This is a genomic window from Streptomyces californicus (genome assembly GCF_000717645.1).
In the GTDB taxonomy this organism is placed as follows: domain Bacteria; phylum Actinomycetota; class Actinomycetes; order Streptomycetales; family Streptomycetaceae; genus Streptomyces; species Streptomyces californicus.
Genome location: NZ_JNZZ01000005.1, coordinates 220,505 through 238,086 on the forward strand (window position 1 = coordinate 220,505; position 17,582 = coordinate 238,086).

The 17,582-nt window shown below is 72.9% G+C and carries 18 protein-coding genes; 15 read left to right on the forward strand and 3 right to left on the reverse strand.

The genetic code is table 11. The features are described from left to right. Positions 1 to 143: 143 nt before the first annotated feature. Both IF19_RS0109005 and IF19_RS0109010 read right to left on the reverse strand, forming a co-directional pair. Complete coding sequence (locus IF19_RS0109005; protein ID WP_030119157.1) at positions 144 to 962, reverse strand: DUF3097 domain-containing protein; 819 nt, start codon at positions 960 to 962, stop codon at positions 144 to 146. Between the two features lie 128 nt (positions 963 to 1,090). Next, the gene (locus IF19_RS0109010) at positions 1,091 to 1,822 is read right to left on the reverse strand and encodes an MBL fold metallo-hydrolase (protein WP_030119156.1); all 732 of its coding nucleotides are present in this window, start codon (positions 1,820 to 1,822) and stop codon (positions 1,091 to 1,093) included. Between the two features lie 183 nt (positions 1,823 to 2,005). Here IF19_RS0109010 and hrcA point away from each other — a divergent pair, with 183 nt between their 5' ends. The 7 genes from hrcA (at position 2,006) to IF19_RS0109045 (ending at position 8,696) form a co-directional block, all read left to right on the forward strand. Further along, complete coding sequence (hrcA, locus tag IF19_RS0109015; protein WP_030193664.1) at positions 2,006 to 3,022, forward strand: heat-inducible transcriptional repressor HrcA; 1,017 nt, start codon at positions 2,006 to 2,008, stop codon at positions 3,020 to 3,022. Then, positions 3,023 to 4,165, forward strand: coding sequence for a molecular chaperone DnaJ (dnaJ, locus tag IF19_RS0109020; protein WP_030119153.1), 1,143 nt, complete (start codon positions 3,023 to 3,025; stop codon positions 4,163 to 4,165). 133 nt (positions 4,166 to 4,298) lie between these two features. After that, positions 4,299 to 5,372 carry a nitronate monooxygenase gene (locus IF19_RS0109025; RefSeq protein WP_030119152.1) on the forward strand — a complete coding sequence of 358 codons (1,074 nt, stop codon included), beginning with the start codon at positions 4,299 to 4,301 and terminating at the stop codon, positions 5,370 to 5,372. Beyond that, positions 5,369 to 6,115 carry a 16S rRNA (uracil(1498)-N(3))-methyltransferase gene (locus tag IF19_RS0109030; protein WP_030277161.1) on the forward strand — a complete coding sequence of 249 codons (747 nt, stop codon included), beginning with the start codon at positions 5,369 to 5,371 and terminating at the stop codon, positions 6,113 to 6,115. Before IF19_RS0109025 ends, IF19_RS0109030 begins: the two co-directional genes overlap by 4 nt. Before the next feature lie 257 nt (positions 6,116 to 6,372). Then, positions 6,373 to 6,732: a histidine triad nucleotide-binding protein gene (locus IF19_RS0109035; protein WP_030119149.1), complete on the forward strand. Its 360-nt coding sequence runs from the start codon at positions 6,373 to 6,375 to the stop codon at positions 6,730 to 6,732. Positions 6,733 to 6,758: 26 nt separating this feature from the next. Next, complete coding sequence (locus tag IF19_RS0109040; RefSeq protein ID WP_030119148.1) at positions 6,759 to 7,670, forward strand: ribonuclease Z; 912 nt, start codon at positions 6,759 to 6,761, stop codon at positions 7,668 to 7,670. 33 nt (positions 7,671 to 7,703) lie between these two features. After that, positions 7,704 to 8,696 (forward strand): adenosine deaminase, encoded by a 993-nt coding sequence (locus tag IF19_RS0109045; protein ID WP_030119147.1) that lies wholly within the window; start codon positions 7,704 to 7,706, stop codon positions 8,694 to 8,696. Between the two features lie 187 nt (positions 8,697 to 8,883). On the opposite strand, the gene IF19_RS0109050 is transcribed toward IF19_RS0109045, so the two are convergent. Beyond that, on the reverse strand, positions 8,884 to 10,227 hold the full coding sequence (locus IF19_RS0109050) for an MFS transporter (protein WP_030277162.1): 1,344 nt from the start codon (positions 10,225 to 10,227) through the stop codon (positions 8,884 to 8,886). Positions 10,228 to 10,667: 440 nt separating this feature from the next. Here IF19_RS0109050 and IF19_RS0109055 point away from each other — a divergent pair, with 440 nt between their 5' ends. The 8 genes from IF19_RS0109055 (at position 10,668) to era (ending at position 17,579) form a co-directional block, all read left to right on the forward strand. Beyond that, on the forward strand, positions 10,668 to 11,795 hold the full coding sequence (locus tag IF19_RS0109055) for a carbohydrate kinase family protein (protein WP_030119143.1): 1,128 nt from the start codon (positions 10,668 to 10,670) through the stop codon (positions 11,793 to 11,795). Between the two features lie 198 nt (positions 11,796 to 11,993). Then, the gene (locus IF19_RS0109060) at positions 11,994 to 13,058 is read left to right on the forward strand and encodes a PhoH family protein (protein WP_030731107.1); all 1,065 of its coding nucleotides are present in this window, start codon (positions 11,994 to 11,996) and stop codon (positions 13,056 to 13,058) included. 12 nt (positions 13,059 to 13,070) lie between these two features. Further along, entirely contained in the window at positions 13,071 to 13,568 is a 498-nt protein-coding gene (ybeY, locus tag IF19_RS0109065; RefSeq protein WP_030119141.1) for an rRNA maturation RNase YbeY, read from the forward strand. After that, on the forward strand, positions 13,565 to 14,863 hold the full coding sequence (locus IF19_RS0109070; protein WP_030119140.1) for a hemolysin family protein: 1,299 nt from the start codon (positions 13,565 to 13,567) through the stop codon (positions 14,861 to 14,863). The genes ybeY and IF19_RS0109070 overlap by 4 nt, the downstream gene beginning before the upstream one ends. Further along, entirely contained in the window at positions 14,860 to 15,216 is a 357-nt protein-coding gene (locus IF19_RS0109075) for an MmcQ/YjbR family DNA-binding protein (protein ID WP_030119139.1), read from the forward strand. The genes IF19_RS0109070 and IF19_RS0109075 overlap by 4 nt, the downstream gene beginning before the upstream one ends. 40 nt (positions 15,217 to 15,256) lie before the next feature. Beyond that, positions 15,257 to 16,075, forward strand: coding sequence for an aminoglycoside adenylyltransferase family protein (locus IF19_RS0109080; RefSeq protein WP_030277164.1), 819 nt, complete (start codon positions 15,257 to 15,259; stop codon positions 16,073 to 16,075). A 34-nt stretch (positions 16,076 to 16,109) separates the two neighbouring features. Continuing rightward, positions 16,110 to 16,472 carry a cytidine deaminase gene (locus IF19_RS0109085; RefSeq protein WP_030119136.1) on the forward strand — a complete coding sequence of 121 codons (363 nt, stop codon included), beginning with the start codon at positions 16,110 to 16,112 and terminating at the stop codon, positions 16,470 to 16,472. Positions 16,473 to 16,604: 132 nt separating this feature from the next. Next, positions 16,605 to 17,579, forward strand: coding sequence for a GTPase Era (era, locus tag IF19_RS0109090; RefSeq protein ID WP_030731113.1), 975 nt, complete (start codon positions 16,605 to 16,607; stop codon positions 17,577 to 17,579). The last annotated feature ends 3 nt before the right edge of the window (positions 17,580 to 17,582 follow it).

Here is a 17,582-nt window from a genome sequence, read left to right on the forward strand (position 1 = left end):
GTGCCCTTCCCCCGTGGGCCCTCCGGCCCGTGAACCGCCTGCCCCTTGCCCCACCTCATTAATCGATGGTGCGCGTGGGACGCAGGCATTCCCAGGGATCGGCACGTGATCGTCGTGGAACGACCGGCATCAGCCCCCGGACATCAGTCCGGAACGGTGACGAAGTCAATCAATTCCTCCACTCGGCCCAGGAGTTGGGGTTCGAGGTCCTTGTAGCTGCGTACGGTGGAGAGGATGCGCTGCCAGGCCGCCCCGGTGTTGTCCGGCCACCCCAGCGCCCGGCACACGCCCGTCTTCCAGTCCTGCCCCCTCGGCACCACCGGCCACGCGTCGATCCCCACCGAGGACGGCTTCACCGCCTCCCACACGTCGATGTACGGGTGGCCCACCACCAGCACGTGGTCCCCGGTCACCTCGGCGGCGATCCGGGACTCCTTGGAGCCGGGCACCAGATGGTCCACCAGCACCCCCAGCCGGGCGTCCGGGCCCGGGGCGAACTCCGCGACGATCGCCGGGAGGTCGTCGACGCCCTCCAGGTACTCCACGACCACGCCCTCGATGCGCAGGTCGTCGCCCCACACCCGCTCCACCAGCTCCGCGTCGTGCCGGCCCTCCACGTAGATCCGCCCGGCCCGCGCCACCCGCGCCCGCGCACCGGGCACCGCCACCGAGCCGGAGGCCGTACGGGTGGGGCGCACGGGGCCGCCGGCCGAGGGGCGCACCAGCGTGACGACCTTGCCCTCCAGCAGGAAGCCGCGCGGCTCCATCGGGAACACCCGGTGCTTGCCGAAGCGGTCCTCCAGGGTCACGGTCGGCCCCTGGGCGGTCTTCTCGCAGCGGATCACCGCCCCGCAGAAACCGGACGCGACCTCCTCCACGACCAGATCGGGTTCGGCGGGCACCTCGGGCACGGGGGCGGACCGCTTCCACGGCGGGGTCAGGTCCGGCTGGTAACTGCGCATGGAGCGACGATAATCGGCGAGCCGCCGCCCGTGACCGCACGCCGCCCCGAAGATCCCCGGGCCGACCGGGAGCCGAAGGAGCCCCGCCGCTCCGAGGCCGCCCCGGGGACCCCCGGGGCCCCGGCCCCTCACGCCACCGCGAACCGCTCCGCCAGCGCCTCGCGCTGCGCCCGGACGAACGCCGCGTCCACCACCGCCCCGTGCCCCGGCACGTACAGCGCCTCCTCGCCGCCCAGCTCCAGCAGCCGGTCCAGCGCGGCCGGCCAGCGCGCGCCGGTCGCGTCCGGGCCCGCCTGCGGCTCGCCCGACTCCTCGACCAGGTCGCCGCAGAACACCACCGCGGGACCGCCGGCCGCCCCCGGCACCAGCGCCGCCAGGTCGTGACCGCTGTGGGCGGAGCCGAGGTCGGCCAGCACCACCTGCCGCCCGCCGCCCAGGTCCAGCGTCCGCTCGCCGCGCACCTCGTGGCCCGGGACCACCAGCGTGTCCGCCGACCCGGCCGCCTCGTCCTCCGCCAACCCGTGGGCGACCGCCGACGCGTACAGCTCCTGCTCCCCGCCCAGCAGCAGGGCGGCCAGCCCCGCCGAGCCGTACACCTGGACCCCGGCGAACGCCGCCGTGCCCAGCACATGGTCGAAATGAGGGTGGCTCAGTGCGATATGCGTCACCCTGCGGCCGAGCAGCGCCTCGGCCTGCCGGCGCAGCACCACGCCCTCGCGCAGCGTCGATCCCGTGTCGTACAGCAGGGCCCCCGCCGTGCCGGCGACCAGCCCGGCGGTGGCGTCCCAGCCCGGGAGCCGCCGCCTGCCGACCCCGTCGCCCAACCGCTCCCAGCCGAGGTCTTCCCAAGCGATGTCCATACCGGGACGCTATCGGCACGGCCCGCCCGGTCGGCGGCCACCGGCGCGCTCTCGCGGCGGGGTGGCCGGTCGCCCTTGCCCCGGCCCCACCTCACCCCCGTACACTGACGGCGGGATGGCTGGCACTCGTACGCACCGAGTGCCAGACGGAGACACCGGGAACCACAGCTGGAGGTGTGCGCGATGCTCAGCGAACGCAGACTCGAAGTGCTGCGCGCCATCGTCCAGGACTATGTCGGCACCGAGGAGCCCGTCGGCTCCAAGGCGCTCACCGAGCGGCACCAGCTGGGGGTCTCCCCGGCCACCGTCCGCAACGACATGGCGGTGCTGGAGGAAGAGGGCTTCATCGCCCAGCCGCACACGAGCGCGGGCCGCATCCCGACCGACAAGGGGTACCGCCTCTTCGTCGACCGGCTCGCGGGCGTCAAGCCGCTCTCCTCGCCCGAGCGCCGGGCCATCCAGAACTTCCTCGACGGCGCGGTCGACCTCGACGACGTCGTCGGCCGGACGGTACGGCTGCTCGCGCAGCTCACCCGGCAGGTCGCCGTCGTGCAGTACCCCTCGCTGACCCGTTCGACGGTGCGGCACGTGGAGCTGCTGTCGTTGGCCCCCGCCCGGCTGATGCTCGTCCTGATCACGGACACCGGCCGCGTCGAACAGCGTATGATCGACTGCCCCGCGCCGTTCGGCGAGGCGTCCCTCGCGGATCTGCGGGCCCGGCTCAACAGCCGGATCGTCGGATGCCGCTTCGCGGATGTCCCGCGGCTGGTGCGGGAGCTGCCGGAATCCTTCGACAGCGAGGACCGGGGGACGGTCTCCACCGTCCTCTCCACCCTCCTCGAAACGCTGGTCGAGGAGACGGAGGAGCGGCTGATCATCGGCGGCACCTCCAACCTCACCCGCTTCGGGCACGACTTCCCGGTGATGATCCGTCCGGTGCTGGAGGCGCTGGAGGAGCAGGTCGTCCTGTTGAAGCTGCTCGGTGAGGCGACGGACTCCGGCATGACCGTACGGATCGGGCACGAGAACGCCCACGAGGGCCTCAACTCCACATCCGTCGTCGCGGTCGGCTACGGTTCGGGCGACGAGGCAGTCGCCAAACTCGGCGTGGTCGGACCGACCCGCATGGACTACCCCGGAACGATGGGAGCGGTACGCGCAGTGGCACGTTACGTCGGACAGATCCTGGCGGAGTCGTAAGTGGCCACGGACTACTACGCCGTACTCGGCGTGCGCCGCGACGCTTCCCAGGACGAGATCAAGAAGGCATTCCGTCGGCTCGCCCGCGAGCTGCACCCGGATGTCAACCCGGACCCGAAGACCCAGGAGCGGTTCAAGGAGATCAACGCCGCTTACGAGGTGCTGTCGGACCCGCAGAAGAAGCAGGTCTACGACCTCGGCGGCGACCCGCTCTCCGCCAACGGCGGCGGCGGTGGCGGCGCGGGCGGTTTCGGAGCCGGCGGCTTCGGCAACTTCTCCGACATCATGGACGCCTTCTTCGGCAACGCCGCGCAGCGCGGGCCCCGTTCGCGGACCCGGCGCGGCCAGGACGCCATGATCCGTCTGGAGATCGACCTCAACGAGGCGGCCTTCGGCACCACCAAGGACATCCAGGTCGACACGGCCGTCGTCTGCACCACCTGCAGCGGCGAGGGCGCGGCCCCCGGCACCTCGGCCCAGACGTGTGACATGTGCCGCGGCCGCGGCGAGGTCTCGCAGGTCACCCGGTCGTTCCTCGGCCAGGTCATGACCTCGCGGCCCTGCCCCCAGTGCCAGGGCTTCGGCACGGTCGTGCCCACCCCGTGCCCGGAGTGCGCCGGAGACGGCCGCATCCGCTCGCGCCGCACGCTCACGGTCAAGATCCCCGCGGGCGTCGACAACGGCACCCGCATCCAGCTCGCCGGAGAGGGCGAGGTCGGCCCGGGCGGCGGCCCGCCCGGCGACCTCTACGTGGAGATCCACGAGCTGGCGCACCCGGTGTTCCAGCGGCGCGGCGACGATCTGCACTGCACGGTCACCATCCCCATGACGGCCGCGGCCCTCGGCACCAAGTGCCCGCTGGAGACGCTGGACGGGGTGGAGGAGATCGACATCCGGCCCGGCACCCAGTCCGGCCAGTCCGTCCCGCTGCACGGTCGCGGGATCACGCATCTGCGCGGCGGCGGGCGGGGCGACCTCATCGTGCACGTCGAGGTGATCACCCCGTCCAAGCTCGACCCCGAGCAGGAGCGGCTGCTGCGGGAGCTGGCCAAGCTCCGCGGCGAGGAACGGCCCTTGGGTCAATTCCAGCCAGGTCAGCAGGGCCTCTTCTCCCGTCTGAAGGACGCGTTCAACGGCCGCTGAACCGCTTTCCGCCTTTCACCGCACCGCCCGCCGGATTCCCACCGGCGGGCGGTGCGCTGTACGGAGGGGGAACCGGTCAGTCCATCGACTGGCTGATTCGGCCCTGTTGTGCGGGACGTGGCACGATGCGCACATGTCCTCCGAGGTGACCGATCTCTGCCGGTATCCGATCGTGCAGGCCCCCATGGCGGGCGGCGCGTCCGGACCTCAGCTCGCCGGAGCCGTCACCGAGGCTGGCGGGCTCGGCTTCCTGGCCGCCGGGTACAAGACGGCGGACGGGATGTACCACGAGATCAAACAGCTCCGCAGGCTCACCGCCGGACCGTTCGGCGTCAACCTCTTCATGCCGCAGCCCGTGCTCGCCGACCCCGGCGCCGTGGAGGTCTACCGCCACCAGCTCGCCCACGAGGCCGCCTGGTACGAGACCCCGCTCGGCGACCCGGACGGCAGCGGCGACGACGGCTACGAGGCGAAGGTCGCCATCCTGCTGGAGGACCCCGTCCCGGTGGTCTCCTTCACCTTCGGCTGCCCCACCCGCGACACCCTCGACGCCTTCGCCCGCGTCGGCACGCACACCATCGTCACGGTCACCTCCCCCGAGGAGGCCCGAAGCGCCCAGTGGGCCGGGGCCGACACCGTCTGCGTCCAGGGCTTCGAGGCGGGCGGCCACCAGTCCACCCACCGCGACGACCCGCAGCTCGACCAGACCGGCACCGGGCTGCTCTCCCTCATCACCCAGGTCCGCGAGACCGTGCAGATCCCGATCGTCGCGGCCGGCGGGCTGATGCGCGGCGCCCAGATCGCCGCCGCCTTCGCGGCCGGCGCGGACGCCGCCCAGCTCGGCACCGCCTTCCTGGCCTGCCCCGAGTCCGGGGCGCACCTGCTGCACAAGCAGGCCCTGACCAACCCGCTGTTCGTCCGCACCGAGCTGACCCGCGCCTTCTCCGGGCGGCCCGCACGCGGCCTGGTCAACCGCTTCGTCCGCGAACACGGCCCGTACGCCCCCGCCGCCTACCCCCAGGTCCACTACGTCACCAGCGGGCTGCGCCAGGCCGCCGCCAAGGCCGGGGACGCCCAGGGCATGGCCCTGTGGGCCGGACAGGGCCACCGCATGGCCCGCGAACTGCCCGCCGGCGAGCTGATCGAGCTGCTCGCCGCCGAACTGGAGGCCGCCCGGACGGCCCTGAGCATGAGGAGCCCCCGGTGACCGCACCGGTCTTCGTCGTCGAACGGATGCCCACCGGGCCGGAGTTCGTGCTGGACGGCCCCGAGGGGCGGCACGCCGTCTCCGTCCGCCGACTCCAGGCGGGCGAGGACGTCGTCCTCACCGACGGGCTCGGCCACTGGGCCGAGGGCGTCGTCCACGCCGCCGAGGGCAAGGACCGCCTCACCGTCGCCCTGCGCGGCGGCGTACAGGAGGAGCCGGAGCCCGCGCCCCGGATCACCGTCGTCCAGGCCCTGCCCAAGGGCGATCGGGGCGAACTCGCCGTCGAGACGATGACCGAGACCGGCGTCGACGCGATCGTGCCGTGGCAGGCCGGCCGCTGCATCACCCAGTGGAAGGGCGACCGGGGCGCGAAGGCCCTGGCGAAATGGCGCGCCACCGCCCGCGAGGCCGGCAAGCAGTCCCGCCGCGTCCGCTTCCCCGAGGTGGCCGAAGCGGCGACGACCAAGCAGGTCGCGGCCCTGCTCGCCGACGCCGACTTCGCCGGGGTCCTGCACGAGGACCGCGACCACGACAGCACCCCCCTCGCCACCGCCGGACTCCCGGCCGTCGGCTCCATCGTGCTGGTCGTCGGCCCCGAGGGCGGCGTCTCCCCGCAGGAACTGGCCGCCTTCGCCGAGGCGGGCGCCCGCCCTTACCGGCTCGGCCGCAGCGTGCTGCGCACCTCCACCGCCGGGACCGCCGCGACGGCGCTGCTGCTGGGCCGCACCGGCCGCTGGGGCTGAACCGGCCGCCGGGGTCGAACCGCCGGGGCCGGTCCGTTCGCCGAAGTCGCTCCGCCGGGACCGGTCCGCGGCCGATCCACCCGGGCCGGTCCGTCCGCCGGGCCCGGACCGTCCCGCCGGAGCCGGACCGCCGGACGCCCCCGGAGCGGCGGCGGCCCGGCGATAGCATGCCCCTGTACCGATCACCGGCGGTCGCGCCGACCACCGGTGAACACGGCGAACACACTGACCACCAGCGAACGAGGAGGCCCGGCGCCATGGCGGGAGAGCCGCAGTCCGACTGCCTGTTCTGCAAGATCGTCTCGGGGGAGATCCCGGCGACCATCGTCCGCGAGAGCGAGACCACGCTCGCCTTCCGCGACATCAACCCGCAGGCCCCGACCCACGTCCTGGTCATCCCGAAGGTCCACTACCCGGACGGCGCCTCCCTCGCCGCCGCAGAGCCGCAGACCGCCGCCGACGTGCTCACCGAGGCCGGAGCGGTCGCCGCCGACGAGAAGATCGACTCCACCGGCTACCGGATCATCCTCAACACCGGATCCGGCGCGGGCCAGACCGTCTTCCACGCACACGCCCACGTCCTCGGAGGCCGCGGCCTCCAGTGGCCCCCCGGATAACCCCCGTACCGCAGGAGCGTTTCCCCATGTCCGTACGCGAGCTGGTGGTGCTCGGCACCGCCAGCCAGGTCCCCACCCGGCACCGCAACCACAACGGCTACCTGCTGCGCTGGGACGGCGAGGGCATCCTCTTCGACCCCGGCGAGGGCACCCAGCGCCAGATGCTCCGGGCCGGGGTCGCCGCGCACGACGTCCACCGGATCTGCGTCACCCATTTCCACGGCGACCACTCCCTCGGCCTCGCCGGGGTGATCCAGCGGATCAACCTCGACCAGGTGCCCCACCCGGTGACCGCGCACTACCCGGCGAGCGGGCAGCACTTCTTCGACCGGCTGCGGTACGCCACCGCCTACCGCGAGACCGTCGAGCTGGACCTCGCCCCGGCCACCGGGGACGGCGGGACCCTCGCCGCCACCCCCGCGTACACCCTGGACAGCGCGAAGCTCTCGCACCCCGTCGAGTCGTACGGCTACCGCCTCACCGAGCCCGACACCCGCCGCATGCTGCCCGCCCTCCTCAAGGAGCACGGCATCGCCGGACCGGACGTCGGCCGCCTCCAGCGCGAGGGCTCCCTCGGCGGCGTCACCCTGGAACAGGTCTCCGAGCACCGGCGCGGACAGCGGTTCGCGTTCGTCATGGACACCCGGCTCTGCGACGGGGTGTACGCGCTGGCCGACGGCTGCGACATGCTCGTCATCGAGTCCACCTTCCTCGACGAGGACGAGCGGCTGGCCGTCGACCACGGCCACCTGACCGCCGGCCAGGCCGCCCGGGTCGCGAAGGAGGCGGGCGTGCGCCACCTCGTGCTCACCCACTTCTCCCAGCGCTACAGCGACCCGGAACTCTTCGAGACCCAGGCCCGCGCCGCCGGGTTCGACGGTGAACTCACCGTCGCCCAGGACCTCGTCCGCGTCCCGGTCCCCACCCGGCACCACTGACCCCCACCAGCACCACCGTTTGCGAGACACACCGTGCACCTCCCCAAGGCGGAACTCCACCTCCACATCGAAGGCACCCTCGAACCCGAACTGGCCTTCGCCCTCGCCGAGCGCAACGGGGTGACCCTCCCGTACGCCTCCACCGAAGAGCTGCGCGCCGCCTACGAGTTCGACGACCTCCAGTCCTTCCTCGATCTGTACTACGCGCTGATGGCCGTCCTGCGCACCGAGGAGGACTTCGCCGAACTCGCCGACGCCTACCTCGCCCGCGCCGCCGCCCAGGGCGTCCGGCACGCCGAGATCTTCTTCGACCCGCAGGCCCACACCGCGCGCGGCGTCCCGATCGGCACGGTCATCGAGGGGCTCGGCCGGGCGCTGGAGCGCAGCGAGGAGAGCCACGGCGTCTCCACCCGGCTCATCCTCTGCTTCCTGCGCGACCTGTCCGCCGAATCGGCCCTCGGCACCCTCGACGCCGCCCGCCCCTATCTGCACCGGATCAGCGCGGTCGGCCTGGACTCCGCCGAGGTCGGCCACCCGCCCGCCAAGTTCCGCGAGGTGTACGAGGCGGCCACCGCGCTCGGCCTGCGCAAGGTCGCCCACGCGGGGGAGGAGGGCCCGCCGGAGTACATCCGTGAGGCCCTGGACGTCCTCGGCGTCGAGCGGATCGACCACGGGCTGCGCTGCATGGAGGACCCGGAGCTGGTGGCGCGGCTGGTCGCCGACCGGGTGCCGCTCACGCTCTGCCCGCTCTCCAACGTCAGGCTGCGCACGGTGGACCGGCTCGCGGACCATCCGCTGCCGGCGATGCTGGCCGCCGGACTCCACTGCACGGTGAACTCCGACGACCCCGCGTACTTCGGCGGCTACGCCGGGGACAACTTCGACGCCGTCCGCGAGGCCCTCGCCCTCGGCCCGGAGCAGCTGCGCACGCTGGCCCGGAACTCGTTCGAGGCGGCGTTCCTCGACGACGACGAGGAACGCCGGGCGCGCTACCTCGCCGAGGTCGAGGCGTACACCTTCGACTGAGCCAGGGACCAGGGGCCGCGGGCCACGGGCAACCGGCCACGGGCCGCAGGCCACGGGCCGCAGGCCACGGGCCTCAGGCCACCGACAACGGGGCCACCGGCCACCGACCACGAGCCACGAGCACCGGCCGGAGCCGCGACCTCGTACGTACGAGGTCGCGGCTCCGGCCGGCCGACGCGGTGCGCGGTCAGCCGTTCCCCTGGCCGGACGCGCCGTCCGGACCGGCCGTCCGGATCGCGCTCCGCACCAGGCGCCTGCGCCGCAGCGCCGGAACGCGCAGCTCCGTGACGGTCTGCTCCGGCGCACCGAGCTTCGGCACCGCGCCGGGCATGCTGCCCGTGGCGGTGGCGGCCAGCAGCGCGACCGGGACTCCACCGCGACGGCGCACCGACCCCGGCACCAGCGGACGGCCGCCGGTGTGCAGCGCCACGGCGGTCACCGGGGCGGCGACCAGCAGGGTGGCCGCGCCCAGGATCAGGCCCATCGCCGGATAGCCCGCCTCCTCGGAGAGCACGCTGCCCAGCAGCGGCCCGCAGGCCACCCCCACCGAGGAGGCCGACCCCGCCAGCACCGCCCAGCGGCCCCGTATGTCCAGGGAGGCCGCCAGCCCGATCAGATACGACAGGACCACCGGGTAGACGGTGTTCCACAGGATCTCGCCGGTCGCGAACGACCCGAGGTCCCGGGCCGAGGAGCTGAGCACGATGCTCCCGGCGATGACCACGGTGCCGAGACCGATCGGCATCGCCCGGCCGAGCCGCCCGCCGAGCAGCCCGGCGCCCGTCACTCCGAGCAGCCCCGCGCCGAGCGCGGCGGCGAACACCGCGCCGACCGTCACCTCGGACAGCCCCGCCTGGACCACGCCGATGCGGCTGCTCACCCCCCACAGCGCGTTCTGCGCCATGGACCAGACGAGCATCCCGCCCGCCAGGACGAGCCCGGAGCGGCGGTGCGGCAGCCGGCCGGTCACCGGCGACGCGGCGCCCTCCGCCCCCGTGGCGTCGCCGAGCCGCGCGGTCGCGGGCCAGACGAGCAGGGCCACCACGGCGATCGCGGCGAACGGGAGCCGGTGGCCGCCGCCCAGATGGGGGATCGTCAGATAGAGGACGCCCGCCGTGGCGGACACGGTGAGCAGCCCGAGCGAGGACGTCCGGTGCGGATCACGGCGGGCGGCTATCCCGGCGGCGGCGACCGCGGTCGCCGTTCCCGATCCGAGGCCGCCGACCACCACGCCCAGCACCACCAGCGGTACGGACCCGGCGAGGGCGGTGAAGCCGTAGCCGACGGCGGCCAGCACCAGTCCGGCGCGGGCGGGGGTACGGGGGCCGAGCCGTTCGACGCGGCCCGCCAGCGCGAAGCCGGCGCCGGCCGAACTGAGCAGCAGGGCGCTGCCGACCAGCCCCGCCTCGGTGGCACTGAGCCCGAGCTGGGCGCTGAGCCGCCCGACGAGGGTGGGGAGGAGGTAGGAGGCGAGGTAACCGGCGGTGAACACGGCCACCAGAGGCCACACGGCACCAGGGCGCGAGGACATGGGCGTTCCTGAAGACATGCCTGAGCAGGCAGGGGGAGGGGAGGGGAGAGGTACTGCGGGAAGGCACGGCGAAGCAGGGGGTACTGGGGGAGGGCATGGGGGTGCTGCGGAGGTAAGGCGATATGCCAGGAGATCGCGGCTCTCGTCGGACAAGGTGCCCGATGGTGCTCGCGGGCCAATTTGTATCAAGCGCTTCCGGCACCCCGAAAGCCGCCCCGCTGTGATCTGGCTCACTTATGTGTTTATGCAGCCTCAGGACGGGTATTAGCGCATGTTTATGCAGGTCAGGCGTGCTGCGAACACCTGGGCTCGAACAGCGTGTTCCCGTCCCCGGATCGGGCAGACTGGCCGCACTCCACCCCTCCGGATCACCCCCGCGATCCGCACCCCAGACGGTCCGGATCGAGCCGCGATCCGCCGCACGACCCCGGGAGAGCACGGTGAGCACAGAGACTCCGGGCATCGACCCCCTGCTGGCGTTGCGGGCCCCCCGCGACCCCGCCTGCGACGTCTTCCTGACCGGCACGGTCTTCCTCGACATCATCTTCACCGGCCTGGACAGCGCCCCCGTGCGCGGTACGGAGTCCTGGGCCCGGGGGATGGGCTCCAGCCCCGGCGGCGTCGCCAACATGGCCACCGCGCTCGCCCGCCTCGGCCTGCACACCTCCCTGGCCGCCGCCTTCGGGGACGACCACTACGGGGAGTACTGCTGGGACGCCCTCGAACAGGGCGAGGGGATCGACCTGTCGATGTCCCGCACCGTCCCCGGCTGGCACTCCCCGGTCACCGTCTCCATGGCGTACGAGGGCGAACGCACGATGGTCTCGCACGGCCACGAGGCGCCCCCGCCCACCGGGACCGCCGGCCCGGCCCCCGTCACGGCCCCCGCTCCCGACCCGGTCTTCCCGCACTGCCCGCCGCGCGCCCGCGCCGCCGTTGCCTCGCTCGCCCCGGGCCGCCCCGAGCCCTGGGTGGCCGCCGCCGCCCGCGGCGGCGCGCTGATCTTCGCCGACGTCGGCTGGGACGAGACGGGCCGCTGGGACCTGGACGCCCTCCCCGACCTGGCGCACTGCGAGGCGTTCCTGCCCAACGCCGAGGAGGCGATGCGCTACACCCGCACCGACTGCCCGCGCGCCGCCGCCCACGCGCTCGCCGAACGCGTCCCGCTCGCCGTCGTCACCCTGGGCGCCGAGGGCGCGTACGCCGTGGACGGGCGTACGGGCGCCGCCGCCGAGGTGCCCGCCATCGAGGTGGAGGCGCTGGACCCGACCGGCGCGGGAGACGTCTTCGTCGCCGGTTTCGTGACCGGCACCCTCGCCGACTGGCCGCTCGCCGACCGGCTCGCCTTCGCGGGGCTGACCGCCGCCCTCTCCGTCCAGGAGTTCGGCGGCTCCCTCTCCGCCCCCGGCTGGGCCGAGATCGCCGCCTGGTGGCAGCTCGTCCGCACCTGCGACCGCCAGGCGCCCGCCGCCCTGGAGCGGTACGCGTTCCTGGACGACCTGCTGCCCGCCACGGCCCGCGCCTGGCCGCTGCGGCGCGCCGTGCCCACGATCGGCTTCCGCCAGTGAGCACTGCTCCCGGCCCCCGGCCGGACCCGCCCGGGGGCGTTCCCGCCGGCCGTTCGCACGGTGCCCTCGCGACTCGTACACACGCGCGGTAAAAGCGCTCTGCGTTGTCACCGTCAGGTCGTACGCTTGGTGGTCCAGAGGTTGTCGAACAGCGAGAACCCTGCAACGGGAGGTATGCGCAGGCCATAGGGCCGGCCCATGACTCAGTCACCCACACAGCCGCAGGCGCGTGCCCAGATCAGGATCCCGGCCGCACACCCCATGGTGATGCTCCTCGGATCGGGCGACTCGCTGTTGCGCGTGATCGAAGAGGCTTTCCCGGCAGCCGACATCCACGTCCGGGGCAACGAGATCAGTGCCACGGGTGAGGCCGCCGACGTCGCCCTCATCCAACGCCTGTTCGACGAGATGATGCTCGTGCTCCGCACCGGAGCGCCGATGACGGAGGACGCAGTGGAACGGTCGATCGCCATGCTCAGGGCGGCCGGCGAGGGGCAGGAGGGCCCGGAGGGCGAGACGCCCGCCGAGGTGCTCACGCAGAACATCCTCTCCAACCGCGGCCGCACCATCCGCCCCAAGACGCTCAACCAGAAGCGCTACGTGGACGCGATCGACCAGCACACGATCGTGTTCGGCATCGGTCCCGCCGGTACGGGCAAGACCTATCTCGCCATGGCCAAGGCGGTCCAGGCCCTGCAGTCCAAGCAGGTCAGCCGGATCATCCTGACCCGTCCGGCCGTCGAGGCGGGGGAGCGGCTGGGCTTCCTGCCGGGCACCCTGTTCGACAAGATCGACCCGTATCTGCGTCCGCTCTACGACGCCCTGCACGACATGCTCGACCCCGACTCGATCCCGCGGCTGATGGCGGCGGGCACGATCGAGGTGGCGCCCCTGGCCTACATGCGGGGACGTACCTTGAACGACGCGTTCATCATCCTGGACGAGGCGCAGAACACCAGCGCCGAGCAGATGAAGATGTTCCTCACCCGCCTCGGCTTCGACTCCAAGATCGTCATCACCGGTGACGTCACCCAGGTCGACCTGCCGAGCGGCACCAAGAGCGGGCTGCGCCAGGTCCAGGAGATCCTGGAGGACGTGGAGGACGTGCACTTCTCCCGGCTCAGCTCCCAGGATGTCGTCCGGCACAAGCTCGTCGGCCGTATCGTCGACGCGTACGAGAAGTACGACAGCCGCAACGGTCAACGAGACGGTCAGTCGGAAGGCCGTGAAGACGGCCGACGCGACCGCCGAAAAGGGAAGTAGTCGCAGCGCACCATGTCGATCGACGTCAACAACGAGTCCGGAACCGAGGTCGACGAGCAGGCGATCCTCGACATCGCCCGCTACGCACTCGCCCGGATGCGGATCCACCCGCTGTCCGAGCTCTCGGTGATCGTGGTGGACACCGACGCCATGGAGCAGCTGCACATCCAGTGGATGGACCTCCCCGGGCCGACCGATGTCATGTCCTTCCCGATGGACGAACTGCGCCCGCCGGCCAAGGACGACCAAGAGCCCCCGCAGGGGCTCCTGGGTGACATCGTGCTCTGCCCGGAGGTCGCGGCGAAGCAGGGCGAGGAGGCCCCGACGCGGCACTCCATGGACGAGGAGCTCCAACTCCTGACCGTCCACGGGGTGCTGCACCTGCTGGGGTACGACCACGAGGAGCCGGACGAGAAGGCCGAGATGTTCGGTCTCCAGGCCGCGATCGTGGACGGCTGGCGCGGCGAGCAGGGGCTCACCGGTCCCTCCCCGGCCCCCACCGTCTCGTGAGCGCGCCGCTGATCGTCGGCGCCGTCCTGCTGGTCGTCGTCGGCTGGCTCGCCGCCTGCGCGGAGGCCGGCATCGCCCGCACCTCCAGCTTTCGGGCCGACGAGGCCGTACGCTCCGGCCGCCGGGGCAGCGCGAAGCTGGCCAGGATCGCCGCCGACCCGACCCGCTATCTCAACGTCGCCCTGCTGGTGCGGGTCGCCTGCGAGATGTCGGCCGGGGTGCTCGTCACCTACGCCTGCCTCCAGGAACTCCCCGAGACCTGGGAGGCGCTGGCCGTCGCGATGGGCGTCATGGTCCTCGTGAGCTACGTCGCCATCGGCGTCTCCCCGCGCACCATCGGCCGCCAGCACCCGCTGAACACGGCCACGGCGGCGGCGTACGTCTTGGTGCCGCTGGCCCGGATCATGGGGCCGATCCCGCAACTGCTGATCCTCGTCGGCAACGCGCTGACCCCCGGCAAGGGGTTCCGCAAGGGCCCGTTCGCCAGCGAGGCCGAACTGCGGGCCATGGTGGACCTGGCCGAGGCGGAGTCGCTCATCGAGGACGACGAACGCCGCATGGTGCACTCCGTCTTCGAGCTGGGCGACACCCTGGTCCGCGAGGTCATGGTGCCCCGCACCGACCTGGTCTCCATCGAGCGGTTCAAGACGATCCGTCAGGCCCTCACCCTCGCCCTGCGCTCCGGCTTCTCCCGGATACCGGTCACCGGCGAGAACGAGGACGACGTCGTCGGGATCGTCTACCTCAAGGACCTGGTCCGCAAGACGCACATCAACCGCGAATCCGAGTCCGACCCGGTCTCCACCGCGATGCGCCCCGCCGCCTTCGTCCCCGACACCAAGAACGCCGGCGACCTGCTGCGCGAGATGCAGCGGGACCGCAGCCACGTCGCCGTCGTCATCGACGAGTACGGCGGCACGGCGGGCATCGTCACCATCGAGGACATCCTGGAGGAGATCGTCGGCGAGATCACCGACGAGTACGACCGGGAGCTGCCGCCCGTCCAGGAGCTGGAGAACGGCTGCTACCGGGTCACCGCCCGCCTCGACATCGGGGACCTCGGCGACCTCTTCGGGCTCGACGAGTACGACGACGAGGACGTGGAGACCGTCGGCGGACTGCTCGCCAAGGCGCTCGGCCGGGTCCCGATCGCCGGGGCGTCGGCCCCCGTCGAGCTGCCCGACGGCCGCCGCCTGCGGCTCACCGCCGAGTCCCCGGCGGGCCGCCGGAACAAGATCGTCACCGTGCTCGTGGAGCCCGAGTCCGCCGAGCCCGAGGAGAAGGAAGCGGAATGACGCCGGAGCGGCTGCGGGCCTTCTGTCTGGAGTTCAACGCGAGCGTGGAGGAGTTCCCGTTCAGCCCGGAGACCTCGGTCTTCAAGGTGCTCGGCAAGATGTTCGCCCTCACCGCGCTGGACGCCCGGCCGCTCACGATCAACCTCAAGTGCGACCCGGACAACGCGGTCCGCCTCCGCGAGGAGCATGCGAAGGCCATCGTCCCCGGCTGGCACATGAACAAGCGCCACTGGAACACGGTGACCGTCTCCGGGGTCCCCGACACACTGCTGCGCGAGCTGATCGAGGACTCCTACGACCTGGTGGTCGCCGGCCTCCCGAAAGCGGAACGGCTCAAGCTGGACCGGCCCTGAGGCGCGTCCGGCGTCGACGAACGACCCCGGGAGCGGCGGTATGACGGAACAGCTCGACCGCGCCACCGGCCTGCTCCGGGACGTGCTGGGGCCGGACCTCCTCGGTGCCTGTCTCCACGGCTCCGCCGTCCTCGGCGGGCTGCGTCCGGCCAGCGACCTCGACATCCTGGCGATCCCCCGTCGCAGCCTGGACACGGACCGGCGACGCGCGCTGCTGGCGGGCCTGCTGGAGATCTCCGGGCTCACCCCCGGGGTCCGGCCGCTGGAGCTGACCGTCGTCGTCCACTCCGGCATCCGCCCCTGGCGCTACCCGCCGACCGCGGACTTCCTCTACGGCGAGTGGCTGCGCGCGGAGTTGACCGCGGGCGGGCCACCGCTCCCCGCGCCTCTGCCGGACCTGGCGCTGCTCCTCACCGTCGCCCGGACCGGCGGCCGTCCCCTCACCGGGCAGCCGCCGGCCCGGCTCATCGACCCCGTGCCCCACGCCGACCTGGTCCGGGCGAGCGTCGCGGGCCTCCCGGAACTCCTCGACGACCTCGCCGACGACACCCGTAACGTCCTGCTCACCCTGGCCCGGGTCTGGGCGACCCTCGCCACCGGCGAGATCCTGCCGAAGGACGCCGCGGCGGACTGGGCCCTCGCCCGGCTCCCCGCCGAACACCGTCCCGTCCTGGAGCACGCCCGCGAGCTGTACCGCACCACCCGTTACGCGGACGAGCGCTGGAGCCCGGCCCTGACCGCCCGGGTCCGCCCGCACGCGTGCGAGGTGCTCGCCCGGATCGACCGTCTCCGCGCCGGTGGCGACGGCGGGCCCCCACCGGCTCCCGGAGAGCCGCGCGGCGGCGTCGGGGGCGCATGACCCGCCGCTCCCGCCCCCTTCGTATGCTCGTGCCATGACCGACACCACCAACGCCACCGACCTCGACGCCGAGGACCGCAAGATCGTCACGCTGGCGCGCAGCGCCCGGGCCCGCAACGGGGTGCCCGAAGGCGCGGCCGTGCGCGACGAGACGGGGCGTACGTACGTCGCGGGCACGGTGGCGCTGGAGTCGTTGAAGCTCAGCGCCCTGCGGACCGCCGTCGCCATGGCCGTCGCCAGCGGCGCCACCTCGCTGGAGGCCGCCGCCGTCGTCTCCGCCGCCGAGGCGCCCTCCGACGAGGACCGGGCAGCCGTGCGGGACCTGGGCGGACCGGAGACGCCGGTGTTCCTCGCGGGCCCGGACGGGGTGGTCCGGGCCCGCGTCACGGCGGGCTGAGCGGCCGGGCGGCGGCCCGCCGCCCGGCGGGGCTCCGGTACCCCTTCCGTACGCCCCGGGGCGGGCCTGTGCCCGCCCCGTCGGCGCGTCCCGGCGCACCGCTGTGCGAGCGCGTCACCGGGATCGGGGAGAATGGACGCCATGAGCGCTCGACCGAACCAAGAATCCGCTGCCCCGCAGCCGGAGACCACCTCCCCCCACCGGGCCGGTTTCGCCTGCTTCGTGGGCCGCCCCAACGCGGGCAAGTCCACCCTGACGAACGCTCTGGTCGGTCAGAAGGTGGCGATCACCTCCAACCGCCCCCAGACCACCCGGCACACCGTGCGCGGCATCGTGCACCGTGACGACGCGCAGCTGATCCTGGTCGACACCCCCGGCCTCCACAAGCCGCGCACGCTGCTCGGCGAGCGGCTCAACGACGTCGTACGGACCACCTGGGCCGAGGTCGACGTCATCGGCTTCTGCCTGCCCGCCGACCAGAAGCTCGGCCCCGGCGACAAGTACATCGTCAAGGAGCTCGCGGGGATCAGGAAGACCCCCAAGATCGCCATCATCACCAAGACCGACCTGGTCGACTCCAAGACGCTGGCCGAACAGCTCCTCGCCGTCTCCGCGCTCGCGCAGGAGCTCGGCTTCGAGTGGGCCGAGATCGTTCCCGTCTCGGCGGTCGGCGACCAGCAGGTCGGCCTGCTCGCCGATCTCATCGCCCCGCTGCTCCCCGAGAGCCCGCCGCTCTACCCGGAGGGCGACCTCACCGACGAGCCGGAGATGGTCATGGTCGCGGAGCTGATTCGCGAGGCGGCGCTGGAGGGCGTGCGCGACGAGCTGCCGCACTCCATCGCGGTCGTCGTCGAGGAGATGCTGCCCCGCGAGGACCGTCCGGCGGACAAACCGCTGCTGGACATCCACGCCAACGTCTACATCGAGCGCCCGAGCCAGAAGGGCATCATCATCGGCCCGAAGGGCAAGCGGCTGAAGGACGTCGGCACCAAGTCCCGCAAGCACATCGAGGCGCTGCTCGGCACCCCGGTCTACCTGGACCTGCACGTGAAGGTCGCCAAGGACTGGCAGCGCGACCCCAAGCAGCTGCGCAAGCTCGGGTTCTAGAGC

What these genes read in the sequence shown, in the direction of transcription:
- IF19_RS0109005 (WP_030119157.1), bottom strand. Translation starts at nt 962, where the DNA reads ATGCGCAGTTACCAGCCGGACCTGACCCCGCCGTGGAAGCGGTCCGCC.
- IF19_RS0109010 (WP_030119156.1), bottom strand. Translation starts at nt 1,822, where the DNA reads ATGGACATCGCTTGGGAAGACCTCGGCTGGGAGCGGTTGGGCGACGGG.
- hrcA (WP_030193664.1), top strand. Translation starts at nt 2,006, where the DNA reads ATGCTCAGCGAACGCAGACTCGAAGTGCTGCGCGCCATCGTCCAGGAC.
- IF19_RS0109025 (WP_030119152.1), top strand. Translation starts at nt 4,299, where the DNA reads ATGTCCTCCGAGGTGACCGATCTCTGCCGGTATCCGATCGTGCAGGCC.
- IF19_RS0109035 (WP_030119149.1), top strand. Translation starts at nt 6,373, where the DNA reads ATGGCGGGAGAGCCGCAGTCCGACTGCCTGTTCTGCAAGATCGTCTCG.
- IF19_RS0109040 (WP_030119148.1), top strand. Translation starts at nt 6,759, where the DNA reads ATGTCCGTACGCGAGCTGGTGGTGCTCGGCACCGCCAGCCAGGTCCCC.
- IF19_RS0109050 (WP_030277162.1), bottom strand. Translation starts at nt 10,227, where the DNA reads ATGTCCTCGCGCCCTGGTGCCGTGTGGCCTCTGGTGGCCGTGTTCACC.
- IF19_RS0109060 (WP_030731107.1), top strand. Translation starts at nt 11,994, where the DNA reads ATGACTCAGTCACCCACACAGCCGCAGGCGCGTGCCCAGATCAGGATC.
- ybeY (WP_030119141.1), top strand. Translation starts at nt 13,071, where the DNA reads ATGTCGATCGACGTCAACAACGAGTCCGGAACCGAGGTCGACGAGCAG.
- IF19_RS0109075 (WP_030119139.1), top strand. Translation starts at nt 14,860, where the DNA reads ATGACGCCGGAGCGGCTGCGGGCCTTCTGTCTGGAGTTCAACGCGAGC.
- IF19_RS0109080 (WP_030277164.1), top strand. Translation starts at nt 15,257, where the DNA reads ATGACGGAACAGCTCGACCGCGCCACCGGCCTGCTCCGGGACGTGCTG.
- IF19_RS0109085 (WP_030119136.1), top strand. Translation starts at nt 16,110, where the DNA reads ATGACCGACACCACCAACGCCACCGACCTCGACGCCGAGGACCGCAAG.
- era (WP_030731113.1), top strand. Translation starts at nt 16,605, where the DNA reads ATGGACGCCATGAGCGCTCGACCGAACCAAGAATCCGCTGCCCCGCAG.